This is a genomic window from Arthrobacter sp. ov118, from assembly GCF_900116495.1.
In the GTDB taxonomy this organism is placed as follows: Bacteria; Actinomycetota; Actinomycetes; order Actinomycetales; family Micrococcaceae; genus Arthrobacter.
Map to the genome: position 1 here is coordinate 126,708 of NZ_FPAY01000002.1, position 25,735 is coordinate 152,442.

The 25,735-nt window shown below is 67.4% G+C and carries 25 protein-coding genes and 1 tRNA gene; 19 read left to right on the top strand and 7 right to left on the bottom strand.

What is annotated here, in order from left to right:
* The first annotated feature begins 72 nt into the window (after positions 1–72).
* The 10 genes from rplS (at position 73) to BM372_RS06025 (ending at position 8,754) form a co-directional block, all read left to right on the top strand.
* Positions 73–432: a 50S ribosomal protein L19 gene (gene rplS / locus BM372_RS05975; RefSeq protein WP_090953186.1), complete on the top strand. Its 360-nt coding sequence runs from the start codon at positions 73–75 to the stop codon at positions 430–432.
* Positions 433–561: 129 nt separating this feature from the next.
* The gene (gene lepB, locus BM372_RS05980) at positions 562–1,242 is read left to right on the top strand and encodes a signal peptidase I (protein WP_090953188.1); all 681 of its coding nucleotides are present in this window, start codon (positions 562–564) and stop codon (positions 1,240–1,242) included.
* Positions 1,243–1,491: 249 nt separating this feature from the next.
* On the top strand, positions 1,492–2,316 hold the full coding sequence (lepB, locus tag BM372_RS05990; protein ID WP_090953189.1) for a signal peptidase I: 825 nt from the start codon (positions 1,492–1,494) through the stop codon (positions 2,314–2,316).
* Between the two features lie 10 nt (positions 2,317–2,326).
* Positions 2,327–2,992 carry a ribonuclease HII gene (locus BM372_RS05995; protein WP_090953191.1) on the top strand — a complete coding sequence of 222 codons (666 nt, stop codon included), beginning with the start codon at positions 2,327–2,329 and terminating at the stop codon, positions 2,990–2,992.
* A 62-nt stretch (positions 2,993–3,054) separates the two neighbouring features.
* Entirely contained in the window at positions 3,055–3,381 is a 327-nt protein-coding gene (locus tag BM372_RS06000; protein ID WP_018773443.1) for a DUF2469 domain-containing protein, read from the top strand.
* Positions 3,382–3,503: 122 nt separating this feature from the next.
* On the top strand, positions 3,504–3,863 hold the full coding sequence (locus BM372_RS06005; protein ID WP_090953193.1) for a YraN family protein: 360 nt from the start codon (positions 3,504–3,506) through the stop codon (positions 3,861–3,863).
* Complete coding sequence (locus tag BM372_RS06010; protein ID WP_090953195.1) at positions 3,864–5,411, top strand: YifB family Mg chelatase-like AAA ATPase; 1,548 nt, start codon at positions 3,864–3,866, stop codon at positions 5,409–5,411.
* A 58-nt stretch (positions 5,412–5,469) separates the two neighbouring features.
* Entirely contained in the window at positions 5,470–6,657 is a 1,188-nt protein-coding gene (gene dprA / locus BM372_RS06015; RefSeq protein WP_090953197.1) for a DNA-processing protein DprA, read from the top strand.
* A gap of 78 nt (positions 6,658–6,735) precedes the next feature.
* Positions 6,736–7,662: a tyrosine recombinase XerC gene (locus BM372_RS06020; RefSeq protein ID WP_090953199.1), complete on the top strand. Its 927-nt coding sequence runs from the start codon at positions 6,736–6,738 to the stop codon at positions 7,660–7,662.
* A 588-nt stretch (positions 7,663–8,250) separates the two neighbouring features.
* The gene (locus tag BM372_RS06025; protein WP_090953201.1) at positions 8,251–8,754 is read left to right on the top strand and encodes a DUF3145 domain-containing protein; all 504 of its coding nucleotides are present in this window, start codon (positions 8,251–8,253) and stop codon (positions 8,752–8,754) included.
* A 145-nt stretch (positions 8,755–8,899) separates the two neighbouring features.
* On the opposite strand, the gene BM372_RS06030 is transcribed toward BM372_RS06025, so the two are convergent.
* From BM372_RS06030 to aceE, 6 genes are all read right to left on the bottom strand, one after another.
* On the bottom strand, positions 8,900–10,135 hold the full coding sequence (locus BM372_RS06030) for a beta-ketoacyl-[acyl-carrier-protein] synthase family protein (protein ID WP_090953203.1): 1,236 nt from the start codon (positions 10,133–10,135) through the stop codon (positions 8,900–8,902).
* 207 nt (positions 10,136–10,342) lie between these two features.
* On the bottom strand, positions 10,343–10,588 hold the full coding sequence (locus tag BM372_RS06035) for an acyl carrier protein (RefSeq protein ID WP_090953205.1): 246 nt from the start codon (positions 10,586–10,588) through the stop codon (positions 10,343–10,345).
* A gap of 200 nt (positions 10,589–10,788) precedes the next feature.
* On the bottom strand, positions 10,789–11,850 hold the full coding sequence (locus tag BM372_RS06040) for a beta-ketoacyl-ACP synthase III (protein ID WP_090953206.1): 1,062 nt from the start codon (positions 11,848–11,850) through the stop codon (positions 10,789–10,791).
* A complete protein-coding gene (locus BM372_RS06045; protein WP_090953208.1) occupies positions 11,847–12,776 on the bottom strand; it encodes an ACP S-malonyltransferase in 930 nt (309 codons plus the stop codon). Before BM372_RS06045 ends, BM372_RS06040 begins: the two co-directional genes overlap by 4 nt.
* Before the next feature lie 87 nt (positions 12,777–12,863).
* Complete coding sequence (locus BM372_RS06050) at positions 12,864–14,108, bottom strand: PucR family transcriptional regulator (RefSeq protein WP_090953210.1); 1,245 nt, start codon at positions 14,106–14,108, stop codon at positions 12,864–12,866.
* Positions 14,109–14,325: 217 nt separating this feature from the next.
* Positions 14,326–17,106: a pyruvate dehydrogenase (acetyl-transferring), homodimeric type gene (gene aceE, locus BM372_RS06055; RefSeq protein ID WP_177235913.1), complete on the bottom strand. Its 2,781-nt coding sequence runs from the start codon at positions 17,104–17,106 to the stop codon at positions 14,326–14,328.
* Positions 17,107–17,513: 407 nt separating this feature from the next.
* Here aceE and BM372_RS06060 point away from each other — a divergent pair, with 407 nt between their 5' ends.
* The 8 genes from BM372_RS06060 to BM372_RS06095 all read left to right on the top strand — a co-directional run bounded on the left by BM372_RS06060 (position 17,514) and on the right by BM372_RS06095 (position 23,431).
* The gene (locus BM372_RS06060) at positions 17,514–17,933 is read left to right on the top strand and encodes a DUF3052 domain-containing protein (RefSeq protein ID WP_090953212.1); all 420 of its coding nucleotides are present in this window, start codon (positions 17,514–17,516) and stop codon (positions 17,931–17,933) included.
* Entirely contained in the window at positions 17,930–18,436 is a 507-nt protein-coding gene (locus BM372_RS06065) for a peroxiredoxin (RefSeq protein WP_090953214.1), read from the top strand. The genes BM372_RS06060 and BM372_RS06065 overlap by 4 nt, the downstream gene beginning before the upstream one ends.
* Positions 18,437–18,467: 31 nt before the next feature.
* On the top strand, positions 18,468–19,373 hold the full coding sequence (locus BM372_RS06070) for an NAD-dependent protein deacetylase (RefSeq protein WP_371261705.1): 906 nt from the start codon (positions 18,468–18,470) through the stop codon (positions 19,371–19,373).
* Between the two features lie 111 nt (positions 19,374–19,484).
* Positions 19,485–19,560, top strand: a tRNA-Val gene (locus BM372_RS06075).
* Between the two features lie 126 nt (positions 19,561–19,686).
* Complete coding sequence (locus BM372_RS06080; protein WP_090953218.1) at positions 19,687–19,977, top strand: hypothetical protein; 291 nt, start codon at positions 19,687–19,689, stop codon at positions 19,975–19,977.
* Positions 19,978–20,169: 192 nt separating this feature from the next.
* Positions 20,170–21,042, top strand: coding sequence for a fumarylacetoacetate hydrolase family protein (locus BM372_RS06085; RefSeq protein WP_090953220.1), 873 nt, complete (start codon positions 20,170–20,172; stop codon positions 21,040–21,042).
* A gap of 79 nt (positions 21,043–21,121) precedes the next feature.
* Positions 21,122–21,919: an IclR family transcriptional regulator gene (locus tag BM372_RS06090; RefSeq protein WP_090953223.1), complete on the top strand. Its 798-nt coding sequence runs from the start codon at positions 21,122–21,124 to the stop codon at positions 21,917–21,919.
* 162 nt (positions 21,920–22,081) lie between these two features.
* Positions 22,082–23,431 (top strand): MFS transporter, encoded by a 1,350-nt coding sequence (locus tag BM372_RS06095; protein WP_090953746.1) that lies wholly within the window; start codon positions 22,082–22,084, stop codon positions 23,429–23,431.
* 217 nt (positions 23,432–23,648) lie between these two features.
* Here the strand turns inward: BM372_RS06095 and BM372_RS06100 are convergent, their stop codons facing one another.
* The gene (locus BM372_RS06100; protein WP_090953225.1) at positions 23,649–24,713 is read right to left on the bottom strand and encodes a D-2-hydroxyacid dehydrogenase; all 1,065 of its coding nucleotides are present in this window, start codon (positions 24,711–24,713) and stop codon (positions 23,649–23,651) included.
* A gap of 63 nt (positions 24,714–24,776) precedes the next feature.
* On the opposite strand from BM372_RS06100, the gene BM372_RS06105 reads away from it, so the two are divergent.
* Positions 24,777–25,730, top strand: coding sequence for an NAD(P)-dependent oxidoreductase (locus BM372_RS06105; protein ID WP_090953227.1), 954 nt, complete (start codon positions 24,777–24,779; stop codon positions 25,728–25,730).
* Positions 25,731–25,735: the final 5 nt, after the last annotated feature.

Genomic DNA, 25,735 nt, shown 5'->3' on the forward strand with positions numbered 1-25,735 from the left:
CGGCGCCTGCCCCCGGGCTTGGCCGCCGTAACCCAAAGTGAGTGACCTGTGGCGTTCACCAGGAGTGGATCAATGCATATCCTCGATTCCGTAGACGCAGCCTCGCTGCGCAGCGATGTTCCCGAGTTCCGCGCGGGTGACACCATCAAGGTTCACGTGAACATCATCGAAGGCAAGAACTCCCGCGTCCAGGTCTTCCAGGGCTTCGTCCTGGGCCGCCAGGGCGATGGCGTCCGCGAAACCTTCACCGTCCGCAAGGTTTCCTTCGGTGTGGGCGTGGAGCGTACCTTCCCGGTGCACTCCCCGATCATCGACAAGATCGAGCTCGTCTCCAAGGGTGACGTGCGCCGCGCCAAGCTTTACTACATGCGTGCACTGCGTGGTAAGGCCGCGAAGATCAAGGAAAAGCGCGACTTCCAGACCGCCAAGTAAGCCTTCCAGACTTTCACAAAGGCTTTCACCGCGGGCCCACGGACCGTACCCGGTGCGTCAGCTAGTGCGGCGCCGGAGCTATCCGCAACAGCGCCAATCAGTTCACCACAGCGCCAAGGGATACGGAACATGGATCAGCCAAAACGCCAGCCCAGGAACCCGGGCTGGCGTTTTGCGTTGCTGGCCGTTGTGCTTGCGGTGGCCATCAGCGCCGTGGTCCGCTCGCTGTGGGTGGACATCTACTACATCCCGTCCGCCTCCATGGAGCCGCTCCTGCTCACGGGGGACCGGATCCTCGTGGCACGGACCGCCGTCGAGCCCGCATCCCTGAGCCGGGGTGATGTCGTGGTCTTCGACGGCCGCGGCTCCTTCGCCCCGCTGAACAGCGGGAAGGGACCCGTGGTGGACGCCCTCGCCGACGCCGGACACTGGCTGGGCCTTGCGGGCAGCGACACCACGTACGTCAAGCGAGTCATCGGACTGCCCGGAGACCGGGTGGTGTGTTGCGACGCCGGCGGCCGGCTCACAGTCAACGGCCAGCAAATTGCGGAACCCTATCTGTATCCCGGGGACACCCCGAGCGAAACGAAATTCAGTGTTGAGGTGCCGGCGGGGCGGCTATGGCTCATGGGGGACCACCGTTCGGCGTCGGCCGATTCGAGGAGCCTCCTCGGCGCCCCGGGCGGCGGCATGGTGCCGCTGGAACGCGTCATCGGCCGGCCGGTACAGATCATCTGGCCGCTTGATAGATTTGCAGCAGTAGCGCGGCCCGAACAGGCCGCGGCAACGACGACGACGAACGGACAGTAGATGCCCGAGCCAGAACCGCGCATTCCTGATCCACAGGGCCAGGACCTGCCGCGGGTTACCTCCTCGGCAATCCCCGACGAGCAACAGGCCGGACTCCCGACCACCCGGCTGCCGCAGGCGCGGGTCGCGGGCGAAAGTGCCGCGGATGCGGGTCCAGGTGCTCGCGCGGGTGCGGGTGCTAGTACAGGCGCTGGTGCTGGTGCGGGGCGGGTTGCTGGGGCTGTTGACGGTACGGCAGCCACGGCGCCGGTGTCGCAGGGCGAAAAATCCGGAGCGCCGGTCGCTGACCGGTCGAGCGCTGACCGGTCGAGCGCCGAGCCGGCGGGCCCGCGGCCCGCGGGTCCCGCCCACGCTGGCGCGTCCTCCCGCCGGGCCAAAAAGGCCAAGGCCCGCGAGGGACGCAGCCCGCTCTTTCTGTGGCTGAAGGAAGTCGCCACCGTCGTGATCGTTGCGGTTGTGCTGTCCTTCCTGATCAAGACCTTCCTGTTCCGGGCCTTCTACATCCCGTCCGAATCCATGGTCAGCACCCTAGATGTGAACGACCGCATCTTCGTCAACCTCCTCGTGCCCGAGCCCATGGCGCTCCAGCGCGGCGACGTCGTGGTGTTCAAGGACAGCCAGGGCTGGCTCGCCCCGGCCGCGCCGAAGACCAAGGGGCCGTTCACGTCGGTACAGGACGGGCTGACGTTCGTCGGCCTGCTCCCGGACAACTCCGAACAGCACCTGGTCAAACGCGTCATCGGGCTCCCCGGCGATCACGTGGTCTGCTGCGACGCCGGTGGACAGCTCACCGTCAACGGCGCGCCGCTGGACGAGAAGTACGTCAACCCCGCAGAAATCCCCCAAGTCCGCGACTTCGACGTCGTGGTCCCGGCGGGCAAGGTCTGGGTCATGGGTGATAACCGGAACCACTCCGCGGATTCGCGCGCCCATATGGACACCAACGGCGGCTTCGTCAACGAATCCGACATTGAAGGCAAGGCCGCCGTCATCGCCTGGCCGCTGAACCGGATCTCGGCCCTGGACAACTATCCGGACGTCTTCCGCAGCGTGCCGGCCCCGGAAGGAAAGTAAGCCGACCGCCATGTCCATTGCCCCCACCCTCGACTACGAACGCCGCTTCCGCGGCTCCGGCGCCCGGCTGCTCGCGGGCATCGACGAGGTCGGCCGCGGCGCCCTCGCCGGCCCTGTCAGCGTGGGGATCGCCGTCGTGGACCTGGAGCGACCGAAGCTCCTGGCCGACGTCCGGGACAGCAAGCTGCTCAAGGTCGGGGACCGGGAGCGGCTGGTGCCCGTCGTCCAGCACTGGAGCGTCGCCTCCGCCGTCGGGCACGCGTCCGCGAAGGAGATCGACGACCTCGGAATCATCGCCGCGCTCCGGCTGGCCGGCAACCGGGCCTGGTTCGCCGTCCTGGCCGCCGGCGTCCGGCCCGAGGTGGTCCTGCTGGACGGCAGCCACAACTGGCTCTCGCCGGATCTGCAGCCCTCGCTGTTCGACGACGCTCCCGCCGAACCCGGCTGCGACGCCCCGGTGCACACCCTGGTGAAGGCCGACATGCAGTGCCTCAGTGTCGCCGCGGCCAGCATTATCGCGAAGGTCGAGCGCGACCGGATGATGTGCGAGCTGCACAACGAATACCCGGTCTACGGCTGGGACGTGAACAAGGGCTACGGTACCGCCACACACAAGGAAGCCCTCCGCGCTGCCGGTCCCTCGCCGTACCACCGGGTCAGCTGGCAGCTGCTCTAACCGGCGGGTGCCCCCGCCGTCGTGTGGCGCGCGGGCGGCACCGGATGGTGCAAGATGGAACCATGAGTGCCGAGGACCTTGAAAACTATGAGACCGACATGGAGCTGCAGCTCTACCGCGAGTACCGTGACGTCGTCGGGCTGTTCAGCTATGTGGTCGAGACCGAGCGGCGTTTCTACCTTGCCAACCATGTGGATCTGCAGGCCCGCAGTGCCGACGGCGAAGTCTATTTCGACCTGACCCTGCAGGACGCTTGGGTGTGGGACGTGTACCGCTCCGCCCGCTTCGTCAAGAGCGTCCGCGTCATCACGTTCAAGGACGTCAACGTCGAGGAACTGCCGCGCAGCGAGGAGCTGGCCCTGCCCAAGGTCGAGGACCTGGGCAACTGATCCTTCGCGGCGGCCGGACCCCGGTTCCGCCACTTGTCCTCCACAGGGGCCCGGCGATCGGGTTGTCCACATAGCCCAAGTGGGTCCTGTGTCCGCCACGGGCGGCGCTGCACGCTGGAGGCATGAGAGCTAAGGACGTGCTGGGCCGGCGCGGTGAGGAACTGGCGGCGTGCTACTTGGAAGCCCAGGGCATGCAGATTCTGGACCGCAACTGGCGCTGTCCCGAAGGCGAGATCGACATCGTGGCGCTGGACGGCGACGCGCTGGTCATTGCGGAGGTGAAGACCCGGAAATCCCTTGCCTACGGACATCCGTTTGAGGCTGTGGGCGCGGAGAAACTGGGCCGGTTGCACCGTTTGGCGTCGGCGTGGTGCCGGGTGCAGGGGCTGCGAACGCCCGCGCCCTGCCGTGTGGACGTGGTTGCCGTGCTCGACGACGGCATCGGCGAGCCCGCCCTCGAACACCTTAAAGGGGTGGGCTAGGTGGCGCTGGGCCGGACGTACTCTATCGCCCTCGTGGGCCTCAAGGGCTACATCGTGGAGGTCGAGGCCGACATCGGCCAGACCCTGCCGGCGTTCGTGATTCTGGGTCTCCCGGACGCCTCGCTCAACGAGGCCAAGGAGCGCATCCGCTCCGCGGCGCAGAACTCCGGGATCCCGCTGAGCCGCCGGAAGATCACGGCCAACCTCATCCCGGCCTCGCTGCCCAAACGCGGCTCCGGCTTTGACCTCGCCATCGCCATGTCCGTCCTGCTCGCGGCCAACGACATCCGGCCCACGGGCCACACCGTCTTCATCGCCGAACTCGGACTGGACGGCCGGCTGCGGCCGGTGCGCGGCATCCTTCCTGCTGTGATGGCCGCGGTGCAGGCGGGCTATCCCGAGGTCGTCGTTGCCCGGGCCAACGTGGCCGAGGCCGCACTCGTTCCGGGCGCCAGGGTCCGGGGCTACGCGACGCTGGCCCGGCTGGCTTTCGACTGCGGCGCCGATCCGCAGGACCTGGCCCTCGACTTCGAACCCGAGCCGGAGGACCAGGAAGACCCCGGTGCCGGCGTCGTTCCCGCGCTGGCGCCGGACATGTGCGATGTCTCCGGCCAGGCTGCGGCCCGCAGGGCTTTGGAAGTGGCCGCCGCGGGCGCCCACCACCTCCTGCTGACGGGACCGCCCGGCGCCGGGAAGACCATGCTCGCCGAACGGCTGCCGGGCCTGCTGCCGGACCTGGGTGACACCGAGGCCATGGAGGTCACCGCGATCCGTTCCCTGTGTACGCTGCCTTCGGGCTCCGTGCAGCTGGTGCGCCGCCCGCCCTACGAAAACCCGCACCACACCGCCACGGCGGTGGCCATCATCGGCGGCGGGTCCGGGCTGCCGCGGCCCGGGGCGGCGTCCCGGGCGCACCGCGGTGTTCTCTTCCTCGACGAAGCCCCGGAATATGATCGCGGCGTCCTGGACGCGCTGCGGCAACCGCTCGAGAGCGGTGAAGTCGTGATCCACCGGTCGGCCGGGGCCGCCGCCTATCCCGCCCGCTTCCAGCTGGTCCTCGCGGCCAACCCCTGCCCCTGCGGCAAGGCAACAGGGAAAGGGGTGGACTGCATCTGCACCCCCACCATGCGCCGCCGGTACCAGGCCCGCATGTCCGGACCCCTGCTGGACAGGGTCGACATTCAGCTCGAAGTTGAACGGGTCTCGCTCGCAAGCTTCGGCCAGCCCGCGGCCGAGGAGGGATCCGCAACCATCGCGGCGAGGGTCCGCGCGGCCCGGGACCGTCAGCTGGAGCGGCTGCTGCCCTTCGGGATGGAAACGAACTCGCAGGTGCCAGGCCGCCTGCTGCGTGGAGCATTGCGGCTCAAGGCTCCCACCACTCGCATCCTGGACTACGCCCTGGAACGCAGCGCCCTGACGGCACGCGGCTATGACCGTGTCCTGCGCCTCGCCTGGACCCTTGCGGACCTGTCCCTGCGTGACGTCCCGGACGGCGATGACGTAGGGCAGGCGCTGGGTCTGCGCCAGGCCGCGTCGGCCTCCCCGTGAGCCGGATGGCCCAGATTCCCAACTCCAGACCAACGCAAGCCAAGCCGAAGGAACCACCATGAGCGATGACGAACGGACAGCCCGGGCAGCCCTGTCCCGGCTGTTCGAGCCGCAGGACGCAGCGGCCCTGGCCTTGGTGCAGGCCGCAGGGGCGCAGGACGCCCTGGCGATCGCCAGCGGCCGGCTCGCGGCCAGTCCCGCGCTTGAGCAGAAGATCGCAGCAATCCTCGCTGACAGCGGCTCCGGCAGCGGCTGGTCCGGGCTGAGCGGGGCGCTGCAGCGCTGGGCGCCGCGGATCCCCGACCTCGCCCCCGAACGGGACCTGGCCACCATGCAGCGGCTCGGCGGACGGCTCATCATTCCCTCAGACGGGTTGTGGCCGCCACAATTGGCGGACCTCGGGCTCCAGGAGCCCCTGTGCCTGTGGTGGCGCGGCGTCGAGCAGGAGCTGCCCGCCGCGGCGATGACTATCGCCCTCGTGGGTTCCCGGGACAGCACCAGCTACGGAGCCTCGGTCACGGGTGACCTCTCGTACGCGCTGGCCCAGCGCGGCTTCACGATTGTTTCCGGCGGTGCCTACGGGATCGACGCCCACGCCCACAGGGCGGCCCTTGCCGGAAGCCCGGCCGGCCTGCCCACCATTGCCGTCATGGCCGGGGGAGTGGACCGGTTCTATCCCGCCGGAAACGAGGACCTGCTCCGCGCCGTGGCCGACCACGGCGCAGTCCTGGCCGAAGTCCCGCCCGGGTCCGCGCCAACCCGCTACCGGTTCCTGCAACGGAACCGCCTGATTGCGGCGCTGGCGTCCGTCACCGTGGTGGTCGAGGCCCGGTGGCGGTCCGGTGCGCTCAATACGGCCCACCACGCGGAAACCCTGGGCAGGGCCGTGGGCGCCGTTCCCGGATCAATCCACAGCGCCAATTCGGCCGGCTGCCACCGCCTGCTCCGGGAAGGCGGGGCCGTGTGCGTCACGGATGCGGGGGAAATCGCCGAACTCGCCTCCCCGAGCGGTGATTCCCTGCCCGCGGACAAAACGGGCCAGACCGCGGTTCAGGACGGGCTCACCCTCGAGGATCTGATCCTGCTCGACGCGCTGCCGCTGCGGACCACGAGCTCGGTCGAGAAGCTCGCCGCGGTGGCCGGCCTGAGCCCGGAATCGGTCCGGGCAGGGCTTGGCCGGCTGGGCTTGTTGGGGCTGGCAGAATCCCGGCACGGCGGCTGGAAACGCACAGGGAAGGAGTCCTGACATGCTCAGTGCCGCCGGTATGCGGCGGCTCGCCGACCGGCTCCTTGATTGCCCCGCGATTACTGCCAGAGTAAGAGGGTGTCTACACAGGTTCTTCCCGCCGCGCTGGCTGGCGCCGCCGCACGCTTTGGCCGTTACCTGGAAGCGGAGCGGGGGCGATCCGCGCATACGGTGCGGGCCTACCTCTCCGATGTCGAGAGCCTGCTGGCACACGCCGCGACCGAGGGGGTCCAAGACCTGGCGGGAGTGGAACTGGGTACCCTGCGCCGCTGGCTCGGCGCCCAGAGCGAGTCCGGGAAGTCCCGTGCCACCCTGGCCCGCCGCGCCGCCACGGCCCGGGCCTTCACCGCCTGGGCCGTCCGCGAGGAGCTGATCGGAGCGGATCCCGCCCTGCGGCTCAAGGCCCCGAAACGGGAGAAGTCCCTTCCCGGTGTCCTGCACCAGCGCCAGGTCCGGCGGCTGGTGGATGACGCGGCAGCGGCCTCGACCGAGGGGGAACCGCTGGCCTTGCGCAACCGCGCCATGCTCGAACTCCTTTACGCCACGGGCGTCCGGGTTGGCGAGCTGGCCGGCATGGACGTGGACGACCTCGACCCGGACCGCAGAACCCTGCGCGTGCTCGGCAAGGGCAACAAGGAACGCACCGTGCCCTACGGGCTGCCGGCGGCGCTCGCCGTCGACGACTGGCTCCGACGGGGCCGGCCGGCCCTCGCGACCGGAACGAGCGGCCCGGCGCTTTTCCTGGGCGTGCGCGGCGGCCGGGTGGACCAGCGCCAGGTCCGCAGCGTGGTGAAGGACATGCTGGAGCGGCTGGGGGACACCGCTGCCACCGGGCCGCACGCGCTGCGGCACTCGGCCGCCACCCACTTGCTCGACGGCGGGGCGGACCTGCGTGCCGTGCAGGAAATCCTCGGCCACAGCAGCCTTGCCACCACGCAGATTTACACCCATGTTTCCGTGGAGCGGCTCCGGCAAAGCTACCAGCAGGCGCACCCCCGGGCGTGAGGTGGGCCGGGGCACCGACCCGCACGGCTGCTGCCCGGCTGCGACCGGCACGAAGGCTGGCCGGCATCGACCGGCCCGGGGGCTGCCCGGCTGCGACCGGCCCGGCGGCTGCGCGGCTGCGACCGGCCCGCAGGGCGTGTCAAGCAGCGTCCGGCGGCTAGCTGCTTGGTCCCGGACCGACCGGCTCCCGCGGCCGCGTCCCCGGTGCCATGCCGTGTCATGCGGCGTCATGCGGGCGATCTCAGGCGGAAGCCACGGCTGGCCCGGACCGTATCTGGACGGGCCGCGGAGACCGCTGAAACCAGCGTTGGAGGGGCCCGCCCAGGTGCTCCCCGGGACCCGGAACGGCGCGCCGAGAAGACGCGCCGAATCGCACTGGCGGAATTAGGAGGGGTAGGGCAGAATAAAACTCACGCCCGGGAAGTTTCAAGTCGAGCTTGAAGCTGGAATGCATCACGTCCAGCTTGGAAACCGGTTGTACATTAGTAGTCATGCAGGGACCGCCGGCACCATTACGGATCCGCGCAACAGACTTACATCCAGGCAGAGGTCGTTGGGGAAGACGTACCTACAGCTATGGAGGATGGAATGTCTGTTGCACTGACCCGCGGTGTGTTGTTCGTTCACTCGGCCCCGACTGCCTTGTGTCCCCACGTCGAGTGGGCCATAGGGTCGGTCGTGGACAAACGGACGGATCTGGAGTGGACTGCTCAGCCTGCTGCGCCCGGAATGTTCCGGGCCGAGCTGTCGTGGACCGGAAAGCCGGGCACGGGGGCTCAATTGGCGTCGGCTCTGCGCGGCTGGGCGCACCTGCGCTACGAAGTCACCGAAGAGCCGAGCCAGGGAGTCGACGGCGGACGCTGGTCGCACACCCCCGAGCTGGGGATCTTCCACGCCACCACTGACGTGCACGGCAACATCATGGTCTCCGAGGACCGCATTCGCTACGCCTACGAATCCGGCGCCGGCGACCCCTCGGCCGTCTACCACGAACTCTCGCTCGCCCTTGGTGAGGCCTGGGATGAGGAACTGGAGCCCTTCCGCCACGCCGGCGAGGGCGCCCCGGTGCGCTGGCTCCACCAGGTCGGCTAAATACCGCCAGGCGCAACCCGCGGCAGTTCCGCAGCAATTTCACAGCCGGCGCCAAATCCATAGCTAGGTGCCAAACGACAGATGGCGGCAATGTTCATGATGAACATTGCCGCCATCTGTCGTGAGGCCGGGAAGTGTGGTGGAACTACACGCTGCGAACCGCGATCACGGCGTTGTGGCCGCCGAAGCCGAACGAGTTGCTCAGCGCGGTGATGCTGCCGGCGGGCAGGTCGCGGGCCGTCGTGACGACGTCGAGCGGGATTTCCGGGTCCTGGTTCTCCAGGTTGATGGTGACCGGGGCCTTGCGCTCGTACACGGCCAAGACCGTCAGGACCGCTTCGACGGCACCGGAGGCGCCCAGCAGGTGCCCCATCTGGGACTTCGTGGCCGAGACGGCCACGCTGTCCACGTGCTTGCCCAGGGACGCCTTCAACGCGGTGTATTCCGGCTTGTCGCCGACCGGGGTGGAGGTGGCGTGCGCGTTGACGTGCACAACGTCCTCGGCCTGGATGCGGCCGTCGAACATGGCGGCCTTCAGGGCGCGGGTGGCGCCGAGGCCCTGGGGGTCCGGCGCGGTGATGTGGTAGGCGTCGGCCGTGACCGAGGTGCCGGCCAGTTCGGCGTAGATCCGGGCGCCGCGTGCCAAAGCGTGCTCCTCGGCCTCGATGACGAGGGCGCCGGCACCCTCACCCATGACGAAGCCGTCACGGCCCAGGTCGTAGGGGCGGGAGGCGTGCTCGGGGTCATCGTTGCGGCGGGAGAGCGCCTGCATCGAGGAGAAAGCCGCGATCGGCATCGGGTGGATGGCGGCCTCGGCGCCGCCGCAGACCACGACGTCGGCCTTGCCGGAGCGGATCAGGTCCAGGCCCATGTGCACGGCTTCCGTGCCGGAGGCGCAGGCGGAGACGGGGGTGTGGGCGCCGGCGCGGGCACCGAGGTCCAGGCTGACCGCTGCCGCGACGCCGTTGGGCATCAGCATGGGCACGGTCATCGGCAGGACACGGCGGGGGCCCTTTTCGCGCAGGGTGTCCCAGGCGTCGAGCAAAGTCCAGACGCCGCCGATGCCGGTGGCGAAGGCCACGGCGAGGCGGTCGTGGTCGATCTCCGTGATCCCGGAGTCGGCCCATGCTTCCCGGGCCGCTATGACACCGAACTGCGTGGACGGGTCCATGCGCTTGGCCTCGACCCGGCTAAGGACCTCGAGGGCCGGGGTGGAGGCGCGGGCGGCGAAGTGGACGGGCAGTTCGTATTTTGCCACCCAGTCGTCCTCAAGCGTGTGCGCGCCGGAGACGCCCTTGAGCGCGTTCTTCCACATCGTGGGGACATCGCCGCCGATGGGCGTCGTGGCACCCAGCCCGGTAATGACTACTTTGCGTGCCATGGGATCACTCTCTGTCGGTGCGCCTGCCGTATCCGGAACCCGCAAACGGGGTCACCGGGGCCTGCGTGGGGAAAACTCTGTGGTGGTGCACTTGATGGTGGTGCACTCGAATGGTGGTGCACTCGAATGGTGGTGCTGGGCGGCCGGTCCGGGCGCTGCTGCGCCGGGACCGGCCACCGGGTCCGCCGTCGCCGGCGAGAGCGTGGCTTAGGCCTGGGCGCTGGAGATGAAGGTGACGGCGTCGCCGACGGTCTTGAGGTTCTTGACCTCTTCGTCCGGAATGCGGACGCCGAACTTCTCTTCGGCGTTGACGACGATAGTCATCATGGAGATGGAGTCGATGTCCAGGTCTTCGGTGAAGGACTTGTCCAGCTCGACAGCCTCCGGCGCCAGGCCGGTCTCTTCGTTGACGATTTCAGCCAGGCCGGCCAGGATTTCTTCGTTGCTAGCCATTGATGGCTCCTTTTCTAGTTGGTGCCCTCGGCTGCCGGTGGAGTGCCGGCCGTCTAGGGCGGAAATGATTCAAACCGAGGGTTTCGGCTTGGTGCGGGAATGCTTGCGGTGCGCCGTCCGGGGAAGAGATCGGAATCTCAGGCCTGCGGTGCAGGGTGGAACAGGCAGAACGTATTCAGTTCAGAAAAGCGGGTGGCTGCCTAGGGAAGCACGACCACCTGGGCGCCGAAGACCAGTCCGGCTCCAAAGCCGATCTGCAGCGCCAGCCCGCCGCTGAGCTCGGGGTTTTCCTCGAGCAGGCGGTGGGTGGCCAGGGGGATCGACGCCGCCGAGGTGTTGCCGGCGTCGGCGATGTCACGGGCGATCTTGACCGTCTCGGGCAGCTTGAGCTTCTTGGCCATCTCGTCGATGATGCGCATGTTGGCCTGGTGCGGGATGAAGGCGGCGAGGTCCTCGGACGTGATGCCGGCGGCGTCCAGCGCCTGCTGGGCCACCTTGGCCATCTCCCAGACGGCCCAGCGGAAGACGGTCTGGCCGTCCTGGCGCAGGGTCGGCCACAGGGACGCGTCGGTCACGGCGGCTTCTTCGGCGCTGACGGCTCCGCTGTTCTTGCCGCTCCGGGCCAGTTCCCGGACGTCCAGCATGGAGTGGGTCATGCCGATGGCATCCCACTTGCTGCCGTCCGAGCCCCACACCGAAGGGCTGATGCCGGGTGTGTCGGAGGGGCCGATGACGACGGCGCCCGCGCCGTCGCCGAGGAGGAAGGAAATGGTCCGTTCCGTGTTGTCAATGACGTCGGAGAGCTTTTCGGCGCCCACCACCAGGACGTACTTCGCCGCCCCGGAGCGCACCAGGGCATCGCCCTGGGCAATGCCGTAGCAGTACCCGGCGCAGGCGGCGGAGATGTCGAACGCCGGAGCCGGCGTCGCGCCGAGCCGGTCGGCCAGGCTCGCGGCGGCGGACGGGGTGGCGTAGGGGTGGGTGACCGTGGAGACGATCACGGCGCCCAGCTGGGAGGCCTCGATGCCGGCCTTCTCCAACGCCTCCCGGGCGGCGCCTTCGGCCATGTCGATCACGCTGACGTCGGCCGGCGCGCGGTGCCGCGTAATGATGCCGGTGCGCTGGCGGATCCATTCATCCGAGGAATCGATCCACTGGCAGACGTCGTCGTTGGTGACGATGACCTCGGGCCGGTACGCGCCGACGGCCAGGATCCGGGTGTTTTCCTGGACAGGCGCCTGCTTCAGAGTGGGAACGCTCATGCCCCTCCCTCCAGTTCTGCAAATAGGGCCAGGGCCGCGGAAAGATCGTCCGGGGTCTTGACGGTGACGGTCTTGACGCCGGGCATGCCGCGCTTGGCCAGGCCGGCGAGGGTCCCTGCGGGAGCCAGTTCAATCACACCGGTCACGCCGCGCTGCACCAGCGTCTCCATGCAAAGGTCCCAGCGGACCGGGCGGGACACCTGGGCGATGAGGCTGTCGACGGCGGCGCCGCCGTCGGCCACTTCCGCGCCGTCGAAGTTGGACAGCAGCGGCACATGCGGGTTGCCGGGGTGCAGCGACGGGCGCAGCGCCTTGAGCGCAACACCGGCGGGGGCCATGTGCGAGGTGTGGAACGCACCGGCGACCTTCAGCGGAATGACCCGGGCCTTGGCCGGCGGGTTCTCGGCCAGGACCTTGAGCTGCTCCAGGGTGCCGGCGGCCACGGTCTGGCCCGCACCGTTGACGTTAGCCGCGGTAGCGCCGGCGGCTTCAATCGCCGCCAGGACCTCGGCCGGGTCGCCGCCGACGACGGCGCTCATGCCGGTCGGGGTGGCGGCAGCTGCGGCGGCCATGCTGTTGGCGCGTTCGCGGACAAACGTCATGGCCTCGGTTTCGGTCAGGACGCCGGCCAGTGAGGCCGCGGTGATTTCGCCGACGGAGTGGCCGGCAAGGATGACCGGAAGCGTGCCCAGTTCGACGTCGAACAGCGACTTGGCGGCCACAAGGCCCGCCGCGACGATCAGAGGCTGCGCGACGGCAGTGTCCTTGATGGTTTCCTCATCCGAGGTGGTGCCGTGGGCGGTGAGGTCGATGCCTGCTATTTCGCTGAGGGAGGCCAGGAGGCCTGCGACGGGTGGCAGTTCCAGCCAGGGGGCCAGAAAACCAGGGGTCTGGGAGCCCTGTCCAGGGCAGACGATTGCAAGCACGTAACCAGCTTTCCAAATTACCGCGTGAACATTGGTGTTTTCATACACCAAGCTCACTGGGTCAGTTTGTAGGAAGTCTACAACGGTTCAGGAGCCGTTTCGGGCAGGTTGCCGCTCGGCGGGGGCCTTCGGCGGCGTCGACAGCCGGCCCACGACGAGCGCGGTCTGGAGCACGAACGCCTCCCGTGGCAGGAGCGGGTCCCACCCGGTGACGTCGCACACCCGCTTGAGCCGGTAGCGCACCGTGTTGGCATGCACGAAGAGTTCGCGGGCTGTCGCCTCAAGCGAATGGCCCAGTTCGAGGTAGGTGCCCAGGGTCTCCACCAGCCCGTTGGAGGCCGCCACCAGGGGCCGGTAGATGTTCTTGACCAGGGACCGGCGCGCCGCGTCGTCGCCGGAGATGACGCGCTCGGGGAGCAAATCATCTGCCGCCACCGGGCGGGGCGCCGAGGGCCAGGCGCGGGCCGCGGTGAGCCCGGCGAAGGCCGACTGGGCAGAACCGCTGGCCTCGAGAAGGGAGCCGGCCTCGGGGCCGTAGACCACCGGGCCGGGGGCGAAGAGTTCGCTCAGTTTCAAGTACGCGGTCTCGCGGTCCTGGACCCCGCCCAGGATCAGGATGAGGCGGTCGCCCTGGATGCCCACGAGGGCGTCTTCGGCGAAGCGTCCGGCGGTGCGGCGCAGCTCGCTGACGTAGCTGGCACTCGGTTCCGACGGGGAATTGCCCACCATGACGGTGAACCGCTCCTGCGCCTTCCAGCCCAGGGCCGCAATCCTTGACCGCAGCGCGTCCGTGTTTTCGCCGCGCAGGATGGCATCGACAATCAAGGCTTCCAGCCGGGTGTCCCAGGAGCCGCGGGATTCCGCGGCGCGGGCGTAGACGTCGGCAGCCGCGAACGCGACCTCCCGGGAATAGCGCAGCACGGCCTCCCGGAGGGCCGCCTGGTCCGCCTCCGGGGCGATGACCGGAACCTGGTCCTCCACGACTTCCACGACGATCCGGATGAGCTGGAGCGCCTTCTGGAGGCTGATGGAGCGGGTCAGTTCGGTCGGGGCGGTGCCGAAGACGTCGGACAGGATCCACGACGGCGAACTGGGCCGCTCGTACCAGGTCACGAACGCCGCGATGCCGTTCTGGGCCACCATGCCCAGGGCAGAGCGTTCATCCGAGTTCAGCCGGCTGTACCACGGCAGGGACTTTTCCAGTTGGCGCAGTGTTGTGGTCGAGAGCTGGCCCACGCTGGCCCGGAGCTTCTTGAGCGTCTCTGCCTTCTCCGGAGTCATCGCCCGCGAGGCCGGCTTGCGTTTTTCTGGAGTGGTGATCGGCTCTGCCATGCATCGAGCATACGCACCGCGCCGCCCAAAGCTCCATTTGTGCGAAGGCTACAACTGTCGTTGTCCTGCATCACAGCAGCCCGGCCCGGGCACCGGACTTAATTGCCTCCGGAGCTTATAGGCCCCCGGCGCTTAAACGCCCGACGGCGGCCCCCTCCTTTCGGAGTGGAGCCGCCGTCGGACACGGCTGCCAGACGTCGCCGCCCGGCAGGGGCCGTTAGGAGTCGCCGCCCGCGTTGCCGGTGGTGCCGGCGTTGACGTTGTGCAGGCGGTACTTCTCGATAGCCTGGGCCGGAGCCTGGGCATCCACTTCACCCCGGCGGGCCAGCATCTCCAGGGAACGGACCACCACGGAGTGGGTGTCGTTCTTGAAGAACCGGCGCGCCGCGGCGCGGGTGTCCGAGAAGCCGAAGCCGTCAGCGCCAAGCGAGGCAAACTCGTTCGGCAGGAACTGGCGGATCTGGTCCGGCACGGCCTTCATGTAGTCCGTCACGGCGACGATCGGTCCGGTGGCGCCGGCGAGCTGCTGGGTGACGAACGGGACACGGGCGGGCTGGCCGGGGTTGAGGAAGGCGTCTTCCTCGGCCGCCATGGCGTCGCGGCGCAGTTCGGTCCAGGAGGTCACGGACCAGACATCGGCGGAGACACCCCAGTCCTCCGCGAGGATCCGCTGGGCGTCGAGGGCCCAGGGAACCGACACACCAGACGCAAGGATCTGCGTGCGCGGGCCGTCGATCTTGGCCGGCGCCAGCAGATAGATGCCCTTGACGATGCCCTCGACATCGAGTTCCGCCGGTGCCGGCGGCTGAACAATCGGCTCGTTGTAGACAGTGATGTAGTACATCACGTTCCGCGACGGGTCGTTGTCGGCCGGGCCGGGACCGTACATCCGGTTGAGGCCGTCACGCATTATGACGCCCATCTCGTAGCCGTATGCCGGGTCGTAGGTGATGACGGCCGGGTTGGTTGCCGCAAGCATGGGGGAGTGCCCGTCCGCATGCTGCAGGCCTTCGCCGGTCAGCGTGGTGCGCCCTGCCGTTGCGCCGATGATGAACCCGCGGGTCATCTGGTCGGCGGCGGCCCAGAAGGAATCGCCTGTGCGCTGGAACCCGAACATCGAGTAGAAGACGTAGACCGGGATGAGTGGTTCGCCGTGCGTGGCATAGGACGTGCCGGCGGCCGTGAAGGCAGCCACGGAACCGGCCTCGTTGATGCCGGCGTGCACGATCTGGCCGGAGATGGACTCCTTGTATGCCAGGACGAGCTCACGGTCCACGGAGAGGTAGTTCTGGCCGTTCGGGTTGTAGATCTTCGCCGTCGGGAAGAACGCGTCCATGCCGAAAGTACGGGCCTCATCCGGAATGATCGGCACAATCCGCTTGCCGAACTCCTTGTCCCGCATGAGGTCCTTAAGCAGGCGGACAAACGCCATGGTGGTGGCGGCCTGCTGCTTGCCGGAACCGCGGTTGGCGACTTCGTAGACCTTCTCATCCGGGAGTGTGACGTCGACGTGCTTGGAGCGGCGCTCGGGGACGAATCCGCCGAGTTCCTTACGGCGGCCCATCAGGTACTGGATCTCGGGGGAGTCCATGCCGGGGTGGTAGTACGGCGGCCGGTAGAGGTCTGCTTCCAGCTGCTCGTCCGTGATCGGGATACGCAGGTGGTCGCGGAAGGCCTTGAGGTCGGCCATCGTGAGCTTCTTCATCTGGTGGGTCGCGTTGCGGCCCTCGAAGTGCGTGCCCAGGCCGTAACCCTTGACCGTGTGGGCCAGGATGACGGTGGGCTTGCCCTTGAACTCGGTCGCTGCCTTGTACGCGGCGTAGACCTTGTTGTAGTCGTGTCCGCCGCGCTTGAGGTTCCAGATCTCGTCGTCGGTGAGGTCCTGGACCAGTTCCTTGGTCTGCGGAGTCTGGCCGAAGAAGTGCTCGCGGACGAACGCGCCGGACTCGGCCTTGTACGTCTGGTAGTCCCCGTCGACGGTCTCGTTCATGATCTTCACCAGCGAACCGTCCCGGTCCTTGGCCAGCAGGTCATCCCACTCCCGGCCCCAGACCACCTTGATCACGTTCCAGCCGGCACCGCGGAAGAATGCCTCAAGTTCCTGCATGATCTTGCCGTTGCCGCGGACGGGTCCGTCGAGGCGCTGCAGGTTGCAGTTGATGACGAAGTTCAGGTTGTCGAGCTTGTCGTTCGCGGCGAGCTGCAGCAGCCCGCGGGACTCCGGCTCGTCCATTTCGCCGTCGCCCAGGAACGCCCAGACCTGCTGGTCGGAGGTGTCCTTGATGCCGCGGTTGTGCAGGTACCGGTTGGACTGGGCCTGGTAGATCGCGTTCATCGGCCCGATGCCCATCGAAACCGTGGGGAATTCCCAGAACTCCGGCATCAGCCGCGGGTGCGGGTATGAGGAGAGGGCGTGGCCTTCCTTGGACTTTTCCTGCCGGAAGCCGTCCATGTCCTCCTCGGACAAACGGCCCTCCATGAACGCCCTGGCGTACATGCCGGGGGAGGCGTGGCCCTGGAAGAAGATCTGGTCACCGCCGCCGGGGTGGTCCTTGCCGCGGAAGAAATGGTTGAACCCGACCTCGTACAGGGTCGCGGCCCCGGCGTACGTGGAGATGTGCCCGCCGACGCCGATGTCGGAGCGCTGCGCCCGGTGCACCATGACCGCCGCGTTCCAGCGCAGCCACGCCCGGTACTTCCGCTCGATCTCCTCATCGCCCGGGAAGGGCGCTTCCTGGTCCACCGGGATCGTGTTGACGTAGTCCGTGGTGGTGACCATCGGAACACCCACGCTCTGCGCCCCGGCCCGCTGAAGCAGGCTCCGCATGATGTACTGGGCACGTTCGGTGCCCTGTTCCTGAATCAAAGAATCCAGGGACTCCAGCCATTCGGCGGTCTCTTCCGGATCACGATCAGGCAGCTGGTTAGTCAACCCGCTGAGGATATGGGAGGTATCTTCTCCTGCAGCCACGTCCAACCTCTCTTTGAGCGCATCCATCGGCACCCTCAGCTCCGGGCAGGGTGACTGCCTGGGGTGAACGCGACGTGTGCGACATATCGGTTACAACAGCCCGGTCGGATGCGCCGGGCGGTCCAGTCACGGTACGCCTGCCTGTGTCATTAGGGCGGTTGCCCGCGCAGGCGTAGTCGTCAACAGCCACTCTAGCCGGGGGAGCAGGCTGATGCGTAGCCGTAGTCTGGACCCCTCGACGCATTTCACGGGCATACTGGTTGTGTGACCGAGCGCTGCCCGACAGCCTTCGGATTGCCCTGTGTGACGCAGAATATGGCGGATCGCGGTGCCAACAGCTTGAAGCGAGGGCTCAAAGGGTGTTGGCTTGGAGTAATGGAAATCACTAGTGCCATTGAAAACATGAAGCAATTCACAAAGCATAGGAGCAACACGTGAGCGAGGCCGACGCCGCCACTTCGGTAAATGTGGCGGAGAAACTGGGTTTCAAAGACGGGGACCTTATTCAGGAATTCGGTTATGACGACGACGTCGACTTCGACTTGCGTGACGACATCGAGGATCTTACGGGCTCTGAACTCCTCGATGAGGACGATCACGAAGTCGTCGACGCCGCCATATTGTGGTGGCGGGCTGGTGACGGAGACCTCGTTGACACCCTGGTTGATTCGCTGACCACGCTCACCGAGGGCGGCGTCGTATGGGTCCTGACCCCCAAGTCCGGACGTGCCGGCTACGTTTCGCCGGCCGACATCCAGGACGCCGCGCCCACCGCAGGACTTCACTACACCACCTCGGCGGGCGTCTCCAAGGACTGGAGCGCGACCCGGCTGGTCACGCGGAAGAACAAATGACCCAAGCGGTCCAGCAAGACGCCGCCGCCGGCGCCGCGCCGGTTCCCGCCGTCGGCGATTCTGCCCCGGATTTCGAGCTCGCCAACCAGTTCGGCGAACCGGTACGCCTCTCGGACTTCCGCGGGGGCAACGTCGTGATTGTCTTTTATCCCTTCGCTTTTTCCGGCATCTGCACCGGGGAACTCTGCGAGATCCGGGACAATCTGGCGCTCTTCCAGGACGCTGACGCCGCCGTGCTGGCGGTCTCGGTGGACAGCAAGTTCGCCCAGCGCGCGTACGCCGAAAAGGAAGGCTACGACTTCGACCTGCTCGCCGACTTCTGGCCGCACGGCGCGGTGGCCTCGGCTTACGGCGTGTTCGACGCCGAAAGCGGGATGGCCCTGCGAGGCACCTTCATCATCGACGCGTCAGGCGTTGTCCGCTATGTCGTGGTCAACCCCCGCGGCCAGGCCCGCGACCTCGCCGAATACCGGACCGCCCTCGCGGGGCTCGGCGGGAACTGATCCGGTGAGGCAGCGGCGGCCAGGGATCGGCATGACCGGGTTTGCCAGCCTTCCCCCGGTCACTGCCGCCGGTACCCCGGCCGAACTGGGGCGGAGCGAGCTCCAGATCCTGCAGCACATCCACGCGCTCCTGGCCGGGCGACAGTTCGCGGTGCTCACCGGCGCCGGCCTGAGCACGGATTCCGGCATCCCGGACTACCGCGGCCCGGGCGCCGTCCCGCGTGCCCCGATGACCTACCAGGAATTCATCGGCGCTGCCGAAAACCGGCAGCGCTACTGGGCCCGGAACCACATCGGCTGGTCGCATCTGCGCCGGGCGGACCCGAACGACGGCCATGCCGCAGTGGCCCGGCTGGAGCACCGGGGGCTGCTCACCGGGCTCATCACCCAGAACGTCGACCGGCTCCACCAGGACGCCGGGAGCATCAACGTGGTGGACCTGCACGGCCGGTTCGACCGGGTCGTCTGCCTGGACTGCCACCGGAGATACAGCCGCAGGCTCCTGGCCGGCGTCCTGGAGGAGCTCAATCCCGGGTTCCTCGAACGGGCCCGCGCCGGCGGGGCCGTTGAAATGGCGCCGGATGCCGACGCCACGGTCGAAGACTCCGCGTTGATCCAATCCTTCGTCGTCGCCCGCTGCCCCGCCTGCGGAGGGACGCTGAAGCCCGACTTCGTGTACTTCGGGGAAAACGTGCCCAAGGACCGGGTGGAGCGCTCCTACGCCATGGTCGACGCGGCCCGGGCGCTCCTGGTGGCCGGGTCGTCCCTCACCGTGATGAGCGGCCTGCGCTTTGTCCGCCACGCCGCGAAGCAGGGCAAGGCCGTAGTCATCATCAACAGGGGAGCGACCCGCGGGGATGACCTGGCCACCATCAAGCTTGAAACAGGCGTCAGCGGGGCCCTGACCTGGCTCGCCGCCGAGCTGCCGCCGCTCTGAGCGGTCTTGGTGCAGCATCGGCGCGGCGCCGGCCAATTGGCGCTGGGCCGGTTGCGTCCGGTAGAGTAGCTGTTCGTTGGTTGAAGCGCTGAGGCGCGGATGCCGCGGTTTGGGTCTTTAGCTCAGCTGGTAGAGCGCCACGTTTACACCGTGGATGTCATCGGTTCGATCCCGGTAGGACCCACCACGAAGAACCCCGTCATTGCCGTCCAAGGGACCGGTTATGGCGGGGTTTTGTGGTTTCGGGAATCTGAGGGGATCAGGGCCCGTCCGACACCCGAAATTGTCTGAGCCCCGCCCTAGTGTGACGGGCATGGAGCACGTGGTGATTAAGACAGGTCCAGACGGGCAGCCCCACGCGGTGGTCCGCGGGGGCAGGGAATGGTTGATCGGGGCAGAGCCGGTCCGCTGGTTCGAGCGCGTGAACTGGTGGGAGGCAGAGCGCCGGATGCCGAAGGGACGCAGCCGGGTGGACGTCGAGGTCTGGCAGGTCCAGGCCCGGCTTGGCCGCAACGTGGGATCCGCGCTTACCACCATGGAGTTGATCCGGGACGGACTCGGCGGCGGCTGGCGCCTGCGGGAGGCAGTCGCGGACGCTGCCTAGAATCCCCGCCCAAACCGGCATTGGAAAAGCCTTCCACCGCGACTATTGGGGGATGCCGCGGTGGAAGGCTTGTTATGAATATACCGTGAACGTTTGGAAATGTTAAACGCCGGGCGCCGTTTCCGCCCGACGTAAATACCCTAATCGATGGCCTAACCGGACCCGGCCGCCCGCCTGCCTAGGATGTGTTTCATGACCGTTCCAAGTGGCCGCCGAATCGCCCGAGTCCGCCCCGTTTCCCCTCTTGACGAAGACGAGCACTTCTTCGTCATAAATGACGCCGAGGACTTCGAAAGCGCTGCAGGCAGGGTGTGGACCGTGGCGCCGACGCCGTTCCCCGGCTCTGCCGCCAACGCAGGCAGCCCGCCCCGCGACGGTTGGGAACTGGGCGCCAGCGTAGATGAGGAAGCGTTCAGCTTCCTGGCCCCGAGCGTCCCCGCCAACGTTCTGGGCATGGCGCACAACACCGGCCGCGCCGGCCGCGACCTTCCGCCGCAAGCCTTCCACAAGGCGGCGACCAGCGTGGTCGGGCCGGGTGACGCCATCGAACTCCAGCCAAACGTGGGCCGCGTTGAGCCGGAGGCCGAGCTGACCGTTGTCATCGGAAGCAAGGCCCGGGGCTTGACGCCGGGGAACGCAACGACGGCCATTCTGGGTTACACGATCGGAAACGACGTCTCCGCCCGTGACCTGCAAGACTCCGATGATTTGTGGATCAGCGCCAAGAGCCAGGACACGTTCACACCCGCGGGACCCTGGATCGTAACGGGCCTGCCGGGCGGGAACCTCACAATCGGAATCCAGCACAACGGCGTGCAACTCGAGGCGGCCGGTTCCGCCGATCTCGGCTGGAAAGTCGAAGAGATCCTCGCTTATCTGACGTCCTTTATGACGCTGCACCCCGGCGATCTCGTCCTCACGGGATTTCCCGCACAGACCGTTCCCATCGCCGCCGGCGACACCGTCAGCTGCCACATCTCCGGGATCGGCCAGCTGACGAACCCTGTAGTGGCCGCAGGCTCTCCCGCCGTGCCGAATTCTGGCACCAGACACTATGATGGTTAGTGTTCAACTGACTGGACGGCAGTCAAGAGATGGCTGCCCATGACGGCACGGATCTACGCGCAATACCTGAAGGAGAATCATGGCCGATTCCCGAGTACCCCGGACCTCTGACGGATTGGGGAGCGCGTCACCTGCGCCGGCCGTCACCCGAGCCGCGGCCGTGCTGGACGCACTCTCCGCGTCTGCGACCGGACGCCTGACGCTGAGCGACCTGGCCCGGGAGCTGGGAATCCCGAAGTCCTCCACGTCCAACCTGCTGCTCGCGCTCGAGGAGGCCCGGCTGATCAGCCGCCAAGGGGCAGAATTCACCCTCGGGCGCAAACTGGTGGAGCTCGGTGCGGCGTACCTCAGCCGGCTCGATGAGGTCCAGGAGTTTTACCGCTTCTGCGAGCAGGCCCCCACCCTGTCCGGCGAAACTGTCCGCATCGCCATGCTGGACGGGACCAACGTCATTTACCTGGCCCGGTACGAAGGGCATCCCGCGGTTCGCCTGACGTCAAACATTGGCGACAAAATGCCGGTGTCCCTGTGCGCCGTGGGCAAGGCCCTGATCGCGCGGCTGCATGACCACGACATCGACGAGATGTTTCCCGACGACGCCGAACTGCCGATCCTGACGCCAAAATCGCTGCGGACCGGAGCTGAACTCAAGGAGCAACTCGCCCTCATCCGGAAGCGCGGCTACGCCTTCGAGGACGAGGAATCCACGACGGGCGTTGTCTGCCTCGGTGTCGCCGTCCCCACGCGCGGTGCGCACGGGCCCAGCCTGGGCCTCTCGGTCACCGCGTTGAAGGCGACCTACTCCGAGGAGCAGGGCGCCATGATGGTGAAGGAACTCCAGGACCTGGCCCGCTCCTTGGGCAATCCCATGGGCTGAGTCTCTGCCGGGGCAACTTCCGCCCCGGCAAGAATAAGTCTGATAGTCATTGGCTCGTCGATCAGTATGTTGTACGCTGTTCAACATAGTGATCGACTCCTCGAGGGTTGCTCCTATCCCACCAGGCCAACGGGGGTCTGGAGTGTTCTTGAGGGAGTGCTTGTGACAACTAGTACTAATACACCGCTCGCAGAAGCGGACGGCGCCGTCGTCGATCCGGACCAACTGCGGCGGGCAACGCTTGCCAGCTCCGTGGGCTCCGCCCTGGAGTACTACGACTTTTACATCTACGGCCTGGCTTCGGCCCTGATCTTCGGCCCGCTGTTCTTCAAGCCGCTCGGCGATGACGGAGCCCTGATCGCCTCGTTCGCCACCTATGGCGTAGGCTTCGCGGCCCGGCCGTTTGGCGGCATGGTCTTCGGATACATCGGTGACCGGTTCGGGCGCAAGATGGTGCTGATCCTAACGATTGGCCTGATGGGAACCGCAAGCTTTGCCATCGGCCTGCTGCCGACGTACGAACAGGCAGGCATGCTGGGTGCCGTTCTCCTGGTGACGCTGCGCATCCTGCAGGGACTCGGCGCCGGAGCGGAGCAGGCCGGCGCCACCACGCTGATTTCCGAAGTCGCACCGCGCCGCCGTCGTGGTTTCTTTGCTTCGCTCCCGTTCGTCGGCATCCAGCTGGGTACGCTGCTCGGTGCCGGAACGTTCGCCCTCATAGCGATGGCTGACAAGGCCGTCCTGGAGGGCTGGCTCTGGCGGGTGCCCTTCCTGGCCAGTGTGCTCCTGGTTGTGGTCGCCATCTTCATTCGCCTGCGGCTGAAGGAAACGCCCGTCTTCCAGGAGTTGGAAAAGCACAAGAACGTGGTCAAGAACCCCCTCGGGCAGCTGTGGAAGAACTCCAAGAAGAACGTGCTGATCGGTATCGGGCTGCGGATGGGCGAGAACGGGAATTCCTCGATCTATTCAGCCCTCCTCATCGCGTTCCTGGCGGCCAAGGGCGGTATTTTCCCGGACGATAAGTTCATCGGTCCGGTGGGGCTGCTCATCGCGGCGGGCTTCGCCGCCGTCATGGTGATTACCTTCGGCGCGCTGTCCGACAGGTTCGGCCGCGTGCCGGTCTACCGCTACGGTGCGCTTTTCCAGGCAGTCATCGCGCTGCCGGCGTTCTATCTGGTGACGCTGGGCAACGTCACGCTCGTCTGGGTTGTCATGGTGGTGGGCATCGCCCTCGGCGTGCAGTCGATGCTCGGACCGCAGTGCCCGCTCCTGCCGGAACTCTTCGGCTCGCAGTACCGCTTCACCGGTGTGGCCATGAGCCGGGAGCTTTCCGCCGTGCTGGCCGGGGGACTGGTGCCGCTGGTGGGCGCCGCCCTGCTGGCCGCTACGGGTCATTCCTGGCTGGTGCTCGCACTGTATTCGCTGGTGCTTGCCCTGATCTCGTTCGTCACCACGTTCTTCACGCCCGAGACGGCGGGACGCGATCTCCTTTTGACGGAGGACGCGCACTAGGTCCAACCGCAAGACCAGCAGAACCAGAGGCCGTGGCCCCTTCCACCCGGGAAGGGGCCACAGCCGTTTCTGCGAGACGGCGTTCTGCCGAAGCGCGTTGCCGGGGGACGCGCACAGCCGCGGCGGTGCGCACCAATGCAAGGGGCGGCCCCTCCGGAACCGGAGGGGCCGCCCTGGTATGCGCTGCGGCGCGGGCCGCAGGGGTGGGGGGTTAGACCTAGTAGAAGTGGACCGTGTCCACGAGGTGGGGGAGTTCGCCGCCGTCGAGGTAGGTCCGCAGGTTGCTGCAGAAGCGGTCGGCGATCAGCCGGTTCTCTGCGGCGCTAAGGGCCGAGGTGTGCGGGGATACCATCACCCGGGGGTGGGTCCACAGCGGGCTGTCCTGCGGAAGCGGCTCCACGGCAAACACATCGAGGCAGGCGTAGGAGACCTGGCCGTTCCCGAGCGCCTCAAGCAGTGCCTCTTCGTCCACGACGGTGCCGCGGCCCACGTTCACGAAAACCGTGTCCGGCTTCATGGCAGCGAAGACTTCGCGGCCGAAGAGTTTCTCCGTGTAGGGGGTGCCCGGCAGGGTGTTGACCACGGCGTCGGCCGAGCCCAGCAGGTCCACGAGGCCGTGGTTGTCCGTGACGTCCTCGATGCCCTCGATGGGCTCCACGGTCCGTTTGGTGCCGCTGACGATCATGCCCAGGGCACGCGCGATCCGTGCAGTTTCGAGCCCGATCTCGCCCAGTCCGGTGACCACGAGGCGGGAACCGTTCACCAGCCGCGTTGGTGTGCGCAGCTCGGGCCAGACCTTGGCTGCCTGGTCCTGCGCCAGTTCGGCGCTGCGCTTGAAACCGTTGAGGATGCCGAGGGCGGCGAACTCGGCGAGCGGAAGGGCGTGCACCCCGGCGGAGGTGGTGACCTTGAACTTCTGCAGCGTCGCGGCGTCGAGCCCCGATGCCTTCACCGCGCCGCCCGCGCCGGCCGCCATGGCGTGGATCCACTCCAGGCGGGGATTGCTGCCGGCGATTTTGGCAAGGCCGGCCGGGCTTTCGTTGGGGAACCCGTAAAGCACCTGGGCCTTGTTGAGCATGTCCCAGTAGCGCTCTTCCTGTTCCGGCGTCCGGCGGAAGTCCGGATCGCCCGCATGGTCGGCGGGAAAGCGTTCGGGCGGCAGGAGTTCGGGGTCGTAGAGGACAGTCACAGTGGGGTCGACGGCGCGGATACGTTCCACATGTTCTGCTTCGAGCGGGACGGCAATCGCGACGGTGGTTTGAGTCGTCATGCTGTTCATCATACTGAATGGAGGTTAGAATACTGAACAAGTTTGAGCAGATTAACCACGACGGAGTGAGGCAACATGCAGCTGGACCGGAAGGAAGCGGGGTTTGTCGGGCTCGGCCTGATGGGCGCACCGATGGCGGCAAATCTCTTGGCGGCGGGGTGGGCCGTGCGGGCCTGGAACCGCTCGCCGGCGGCGTTGGAGGCGTTCGAGGCCCTCGGCGGTTCCCGCGTCACAGCGGTCGCCGATCTCCGCGACCAGCCCGTCATTGTCTTCATGCTTCCGGACCTTTCCGATATTGAGGACGCCAGCGCCGGGCTCCTGGCCTGCTGGGCGCAGGAACCGCCCGCCCCCGGAACTGTCATCGTGGTGATGAGCAGCGTCTCGCCGGCGTTGGTCAAGGAATTCGGCGAACGGGTGGCCGGGGCCAGCGGCGGGAACGCCGTCGTCGTCGATGCTCCCGTCAGCGGCGGCACCAAAGGCGCGCTGGACGGGACGCTCGCCATTATGGCGGGCGGAAGCGAGGACCAGTTCCGGCGGCTGCTGCCGCTCTTCAACGCGATGGGCGGCACGGTGCGGCGGCTGGGCGAGTTGGGGTCGGGCTCGCTCGCCAAAGCGTGCAATCAGCTCATTGTTGGAACCACGACGGCGGCGCTCGCCGAAGCGGCGGAGCTTGCCGAACGTTCCGGCCTGGACGTGCCCGCGCTCTACGAGGTGCTCGCCGGCGGCCTGGCCGGAAGCCGGGTTCTGGACATTGTGGGGCCCCGGCTCGCCGCGAAAGACTACGAGCCCACCGGCCCCGCCAAATTCATGCACAAGGACCTGACCTTCGTGCTCGAAAGCGCCGCCGCCGCCGCTGTGGCAACACCCATGGCGGCCGCGGGCGTGCAGCTCTACGCGGCTCTGTTGCGCCAGGGCCTCGGGGACCAGGACCTCGCCGCCGTGCGGCAAACCATCTGCAATCTCAGCGGCACCTCCAGATGCAGCACAGCAGGCAACACAACAGTCACCCCAGCAGCAAACACGCATTGAGGATC

Excerpts from the sequence above, each read along its gene's own strand:
- rplS (WP_090953186.1), top strand. The coding sequence starts at position 73 with ATGCATATCCTCGATTCCGTAGACGCAGCCTCGCTGCGCAGCGATGTT.
- lepB (WP_090953188.1), top strand. The coding sequence starts at position 562 with ATGGATCAGCCAAAACGCCAGCCCAGGAACCCGGGCTGGCGTTTTGCG.
- BM372_RS05995 (WP_090953191.1), top strand. The coding sequence starts at position 2,327 with ATGTCCATTGCCCCCACCCTCGACTACGAACGCCGCTTCCGCGGCTCC.
- BM372_RS06000 (WP_018773443.1), top strand. The coding sequence starts at position 3,055 with ATGAGTGCCGAGGACCTTGAAAACTATGAGACCGACATGGAGCTGCAG.
- BM372_RS06005 (WP_090953193.1), top strand. The coding sequence starts at position 3,504 with ATGAGAGCTAAGGACGTGCTGGGCCGGCGCGGTGAGGAACTGGCGGCG.
- dprA (WP_090953197.1), top strand. The coding sequence starts at position 5,470 with ATGAGCGATGACGAACGGACAGCCCGGGCAGCCCTGTCCCGGCTGTTC.
- BM372_RS06025 (WP_090953201.1), top strand. The coding sequence starts at position 8,251 with ATGTCTGTTGCACTGACCCGCGGTGTGTTGTTCGTTCACTCGGCCCCG.
- BM372_RS06030 (WP_090953203.1), bottom strand. The coding sequence starts at position 10,135 with ATGGCACGCAAAGTAGTCATTACCGGGCTGGGTGCCACGACGCCCATC.
- BM372_RS06035 (WP_090953205.1), bottom strand. The coding sequence starts at position 10,588 with ATGGCTAGCAACGAAGAAATCCTGGCCGGCCTGGCTGAAATCGTCAAC.
- BM372_RS06040 (WP_090953206.1), bottom strand. The coding sequence starts at position 11,850 with ATGAGCGTTCCCACTCTGAAGCAGGCGCCTGTCCAGGAAAACACCCGG.
- BM372_RS06050 (WP_090953210.1), bottom strand. The coding sequence starts at position 14,108 with ATGGCAGAGCCGATCACCACTCCAGAAAAACGCAAGCCGGCCTCGCGG.
- aceE (WP_177235913.1), bottom strand. The coding sequence starts at position 17,106 with ATGGATGCGCTCAAAGAGAGGTTGGACGTGGCTGCAGGAGAAGATACC.
- BM372_RS06065 (WP_090953214.1), top strand. The coding sequence starts at position 17,930 with ATGACCCAAGCGGTCCAGCAAGACGCCGCCGCCGGCGCCGCGCCGGTT.
- BM372_RS06070 (WP_371261705.1), top strand. The coding sequence starts at position 18,468 with ATGACCGGGTTTGCCAGCCTTCCCCCGGTCACTGCCGCCGGTACCCCG.
- BM372_RS06080 (WP_090953218.1), top strand. The coding sequence starts at position 19,687 with ATGGAGCACGTGGTGATTAAGACAGGTCCAGACGGGCAGCCCCACGCG.
- BM372_RS06085 (WP_090953220.1), top strand. The coding sequence starts at position 20,170 with ATGACCGTTCCAAGTGGCCGCCGAATCGCCCGAGTCCGCCCCGTTTCC.
- BM372_RS06090 (WP_090953223.1), top strand. The coding sequence starts at position 21,122 with ATGGCCGATTCCCGAGTACCCCGGACCTCTGACGGATTGGGGAGCGCG.
- BM372_RS06100 (WP_090953225.1), bottom strand. The coding sequence starts at position 24,713 with ATGATGAACAGCATGACGACTCAAACCACCGTCGCGATTGCCGTCCCG.
- BM372_RS06105 (WP_090953227.1), top strand. The coding sequence starts at position 24,777 with ATGCAGCTGGACCGGAAGGAAGCGGGGTTTGTCGGGCTCGGCCTGATG.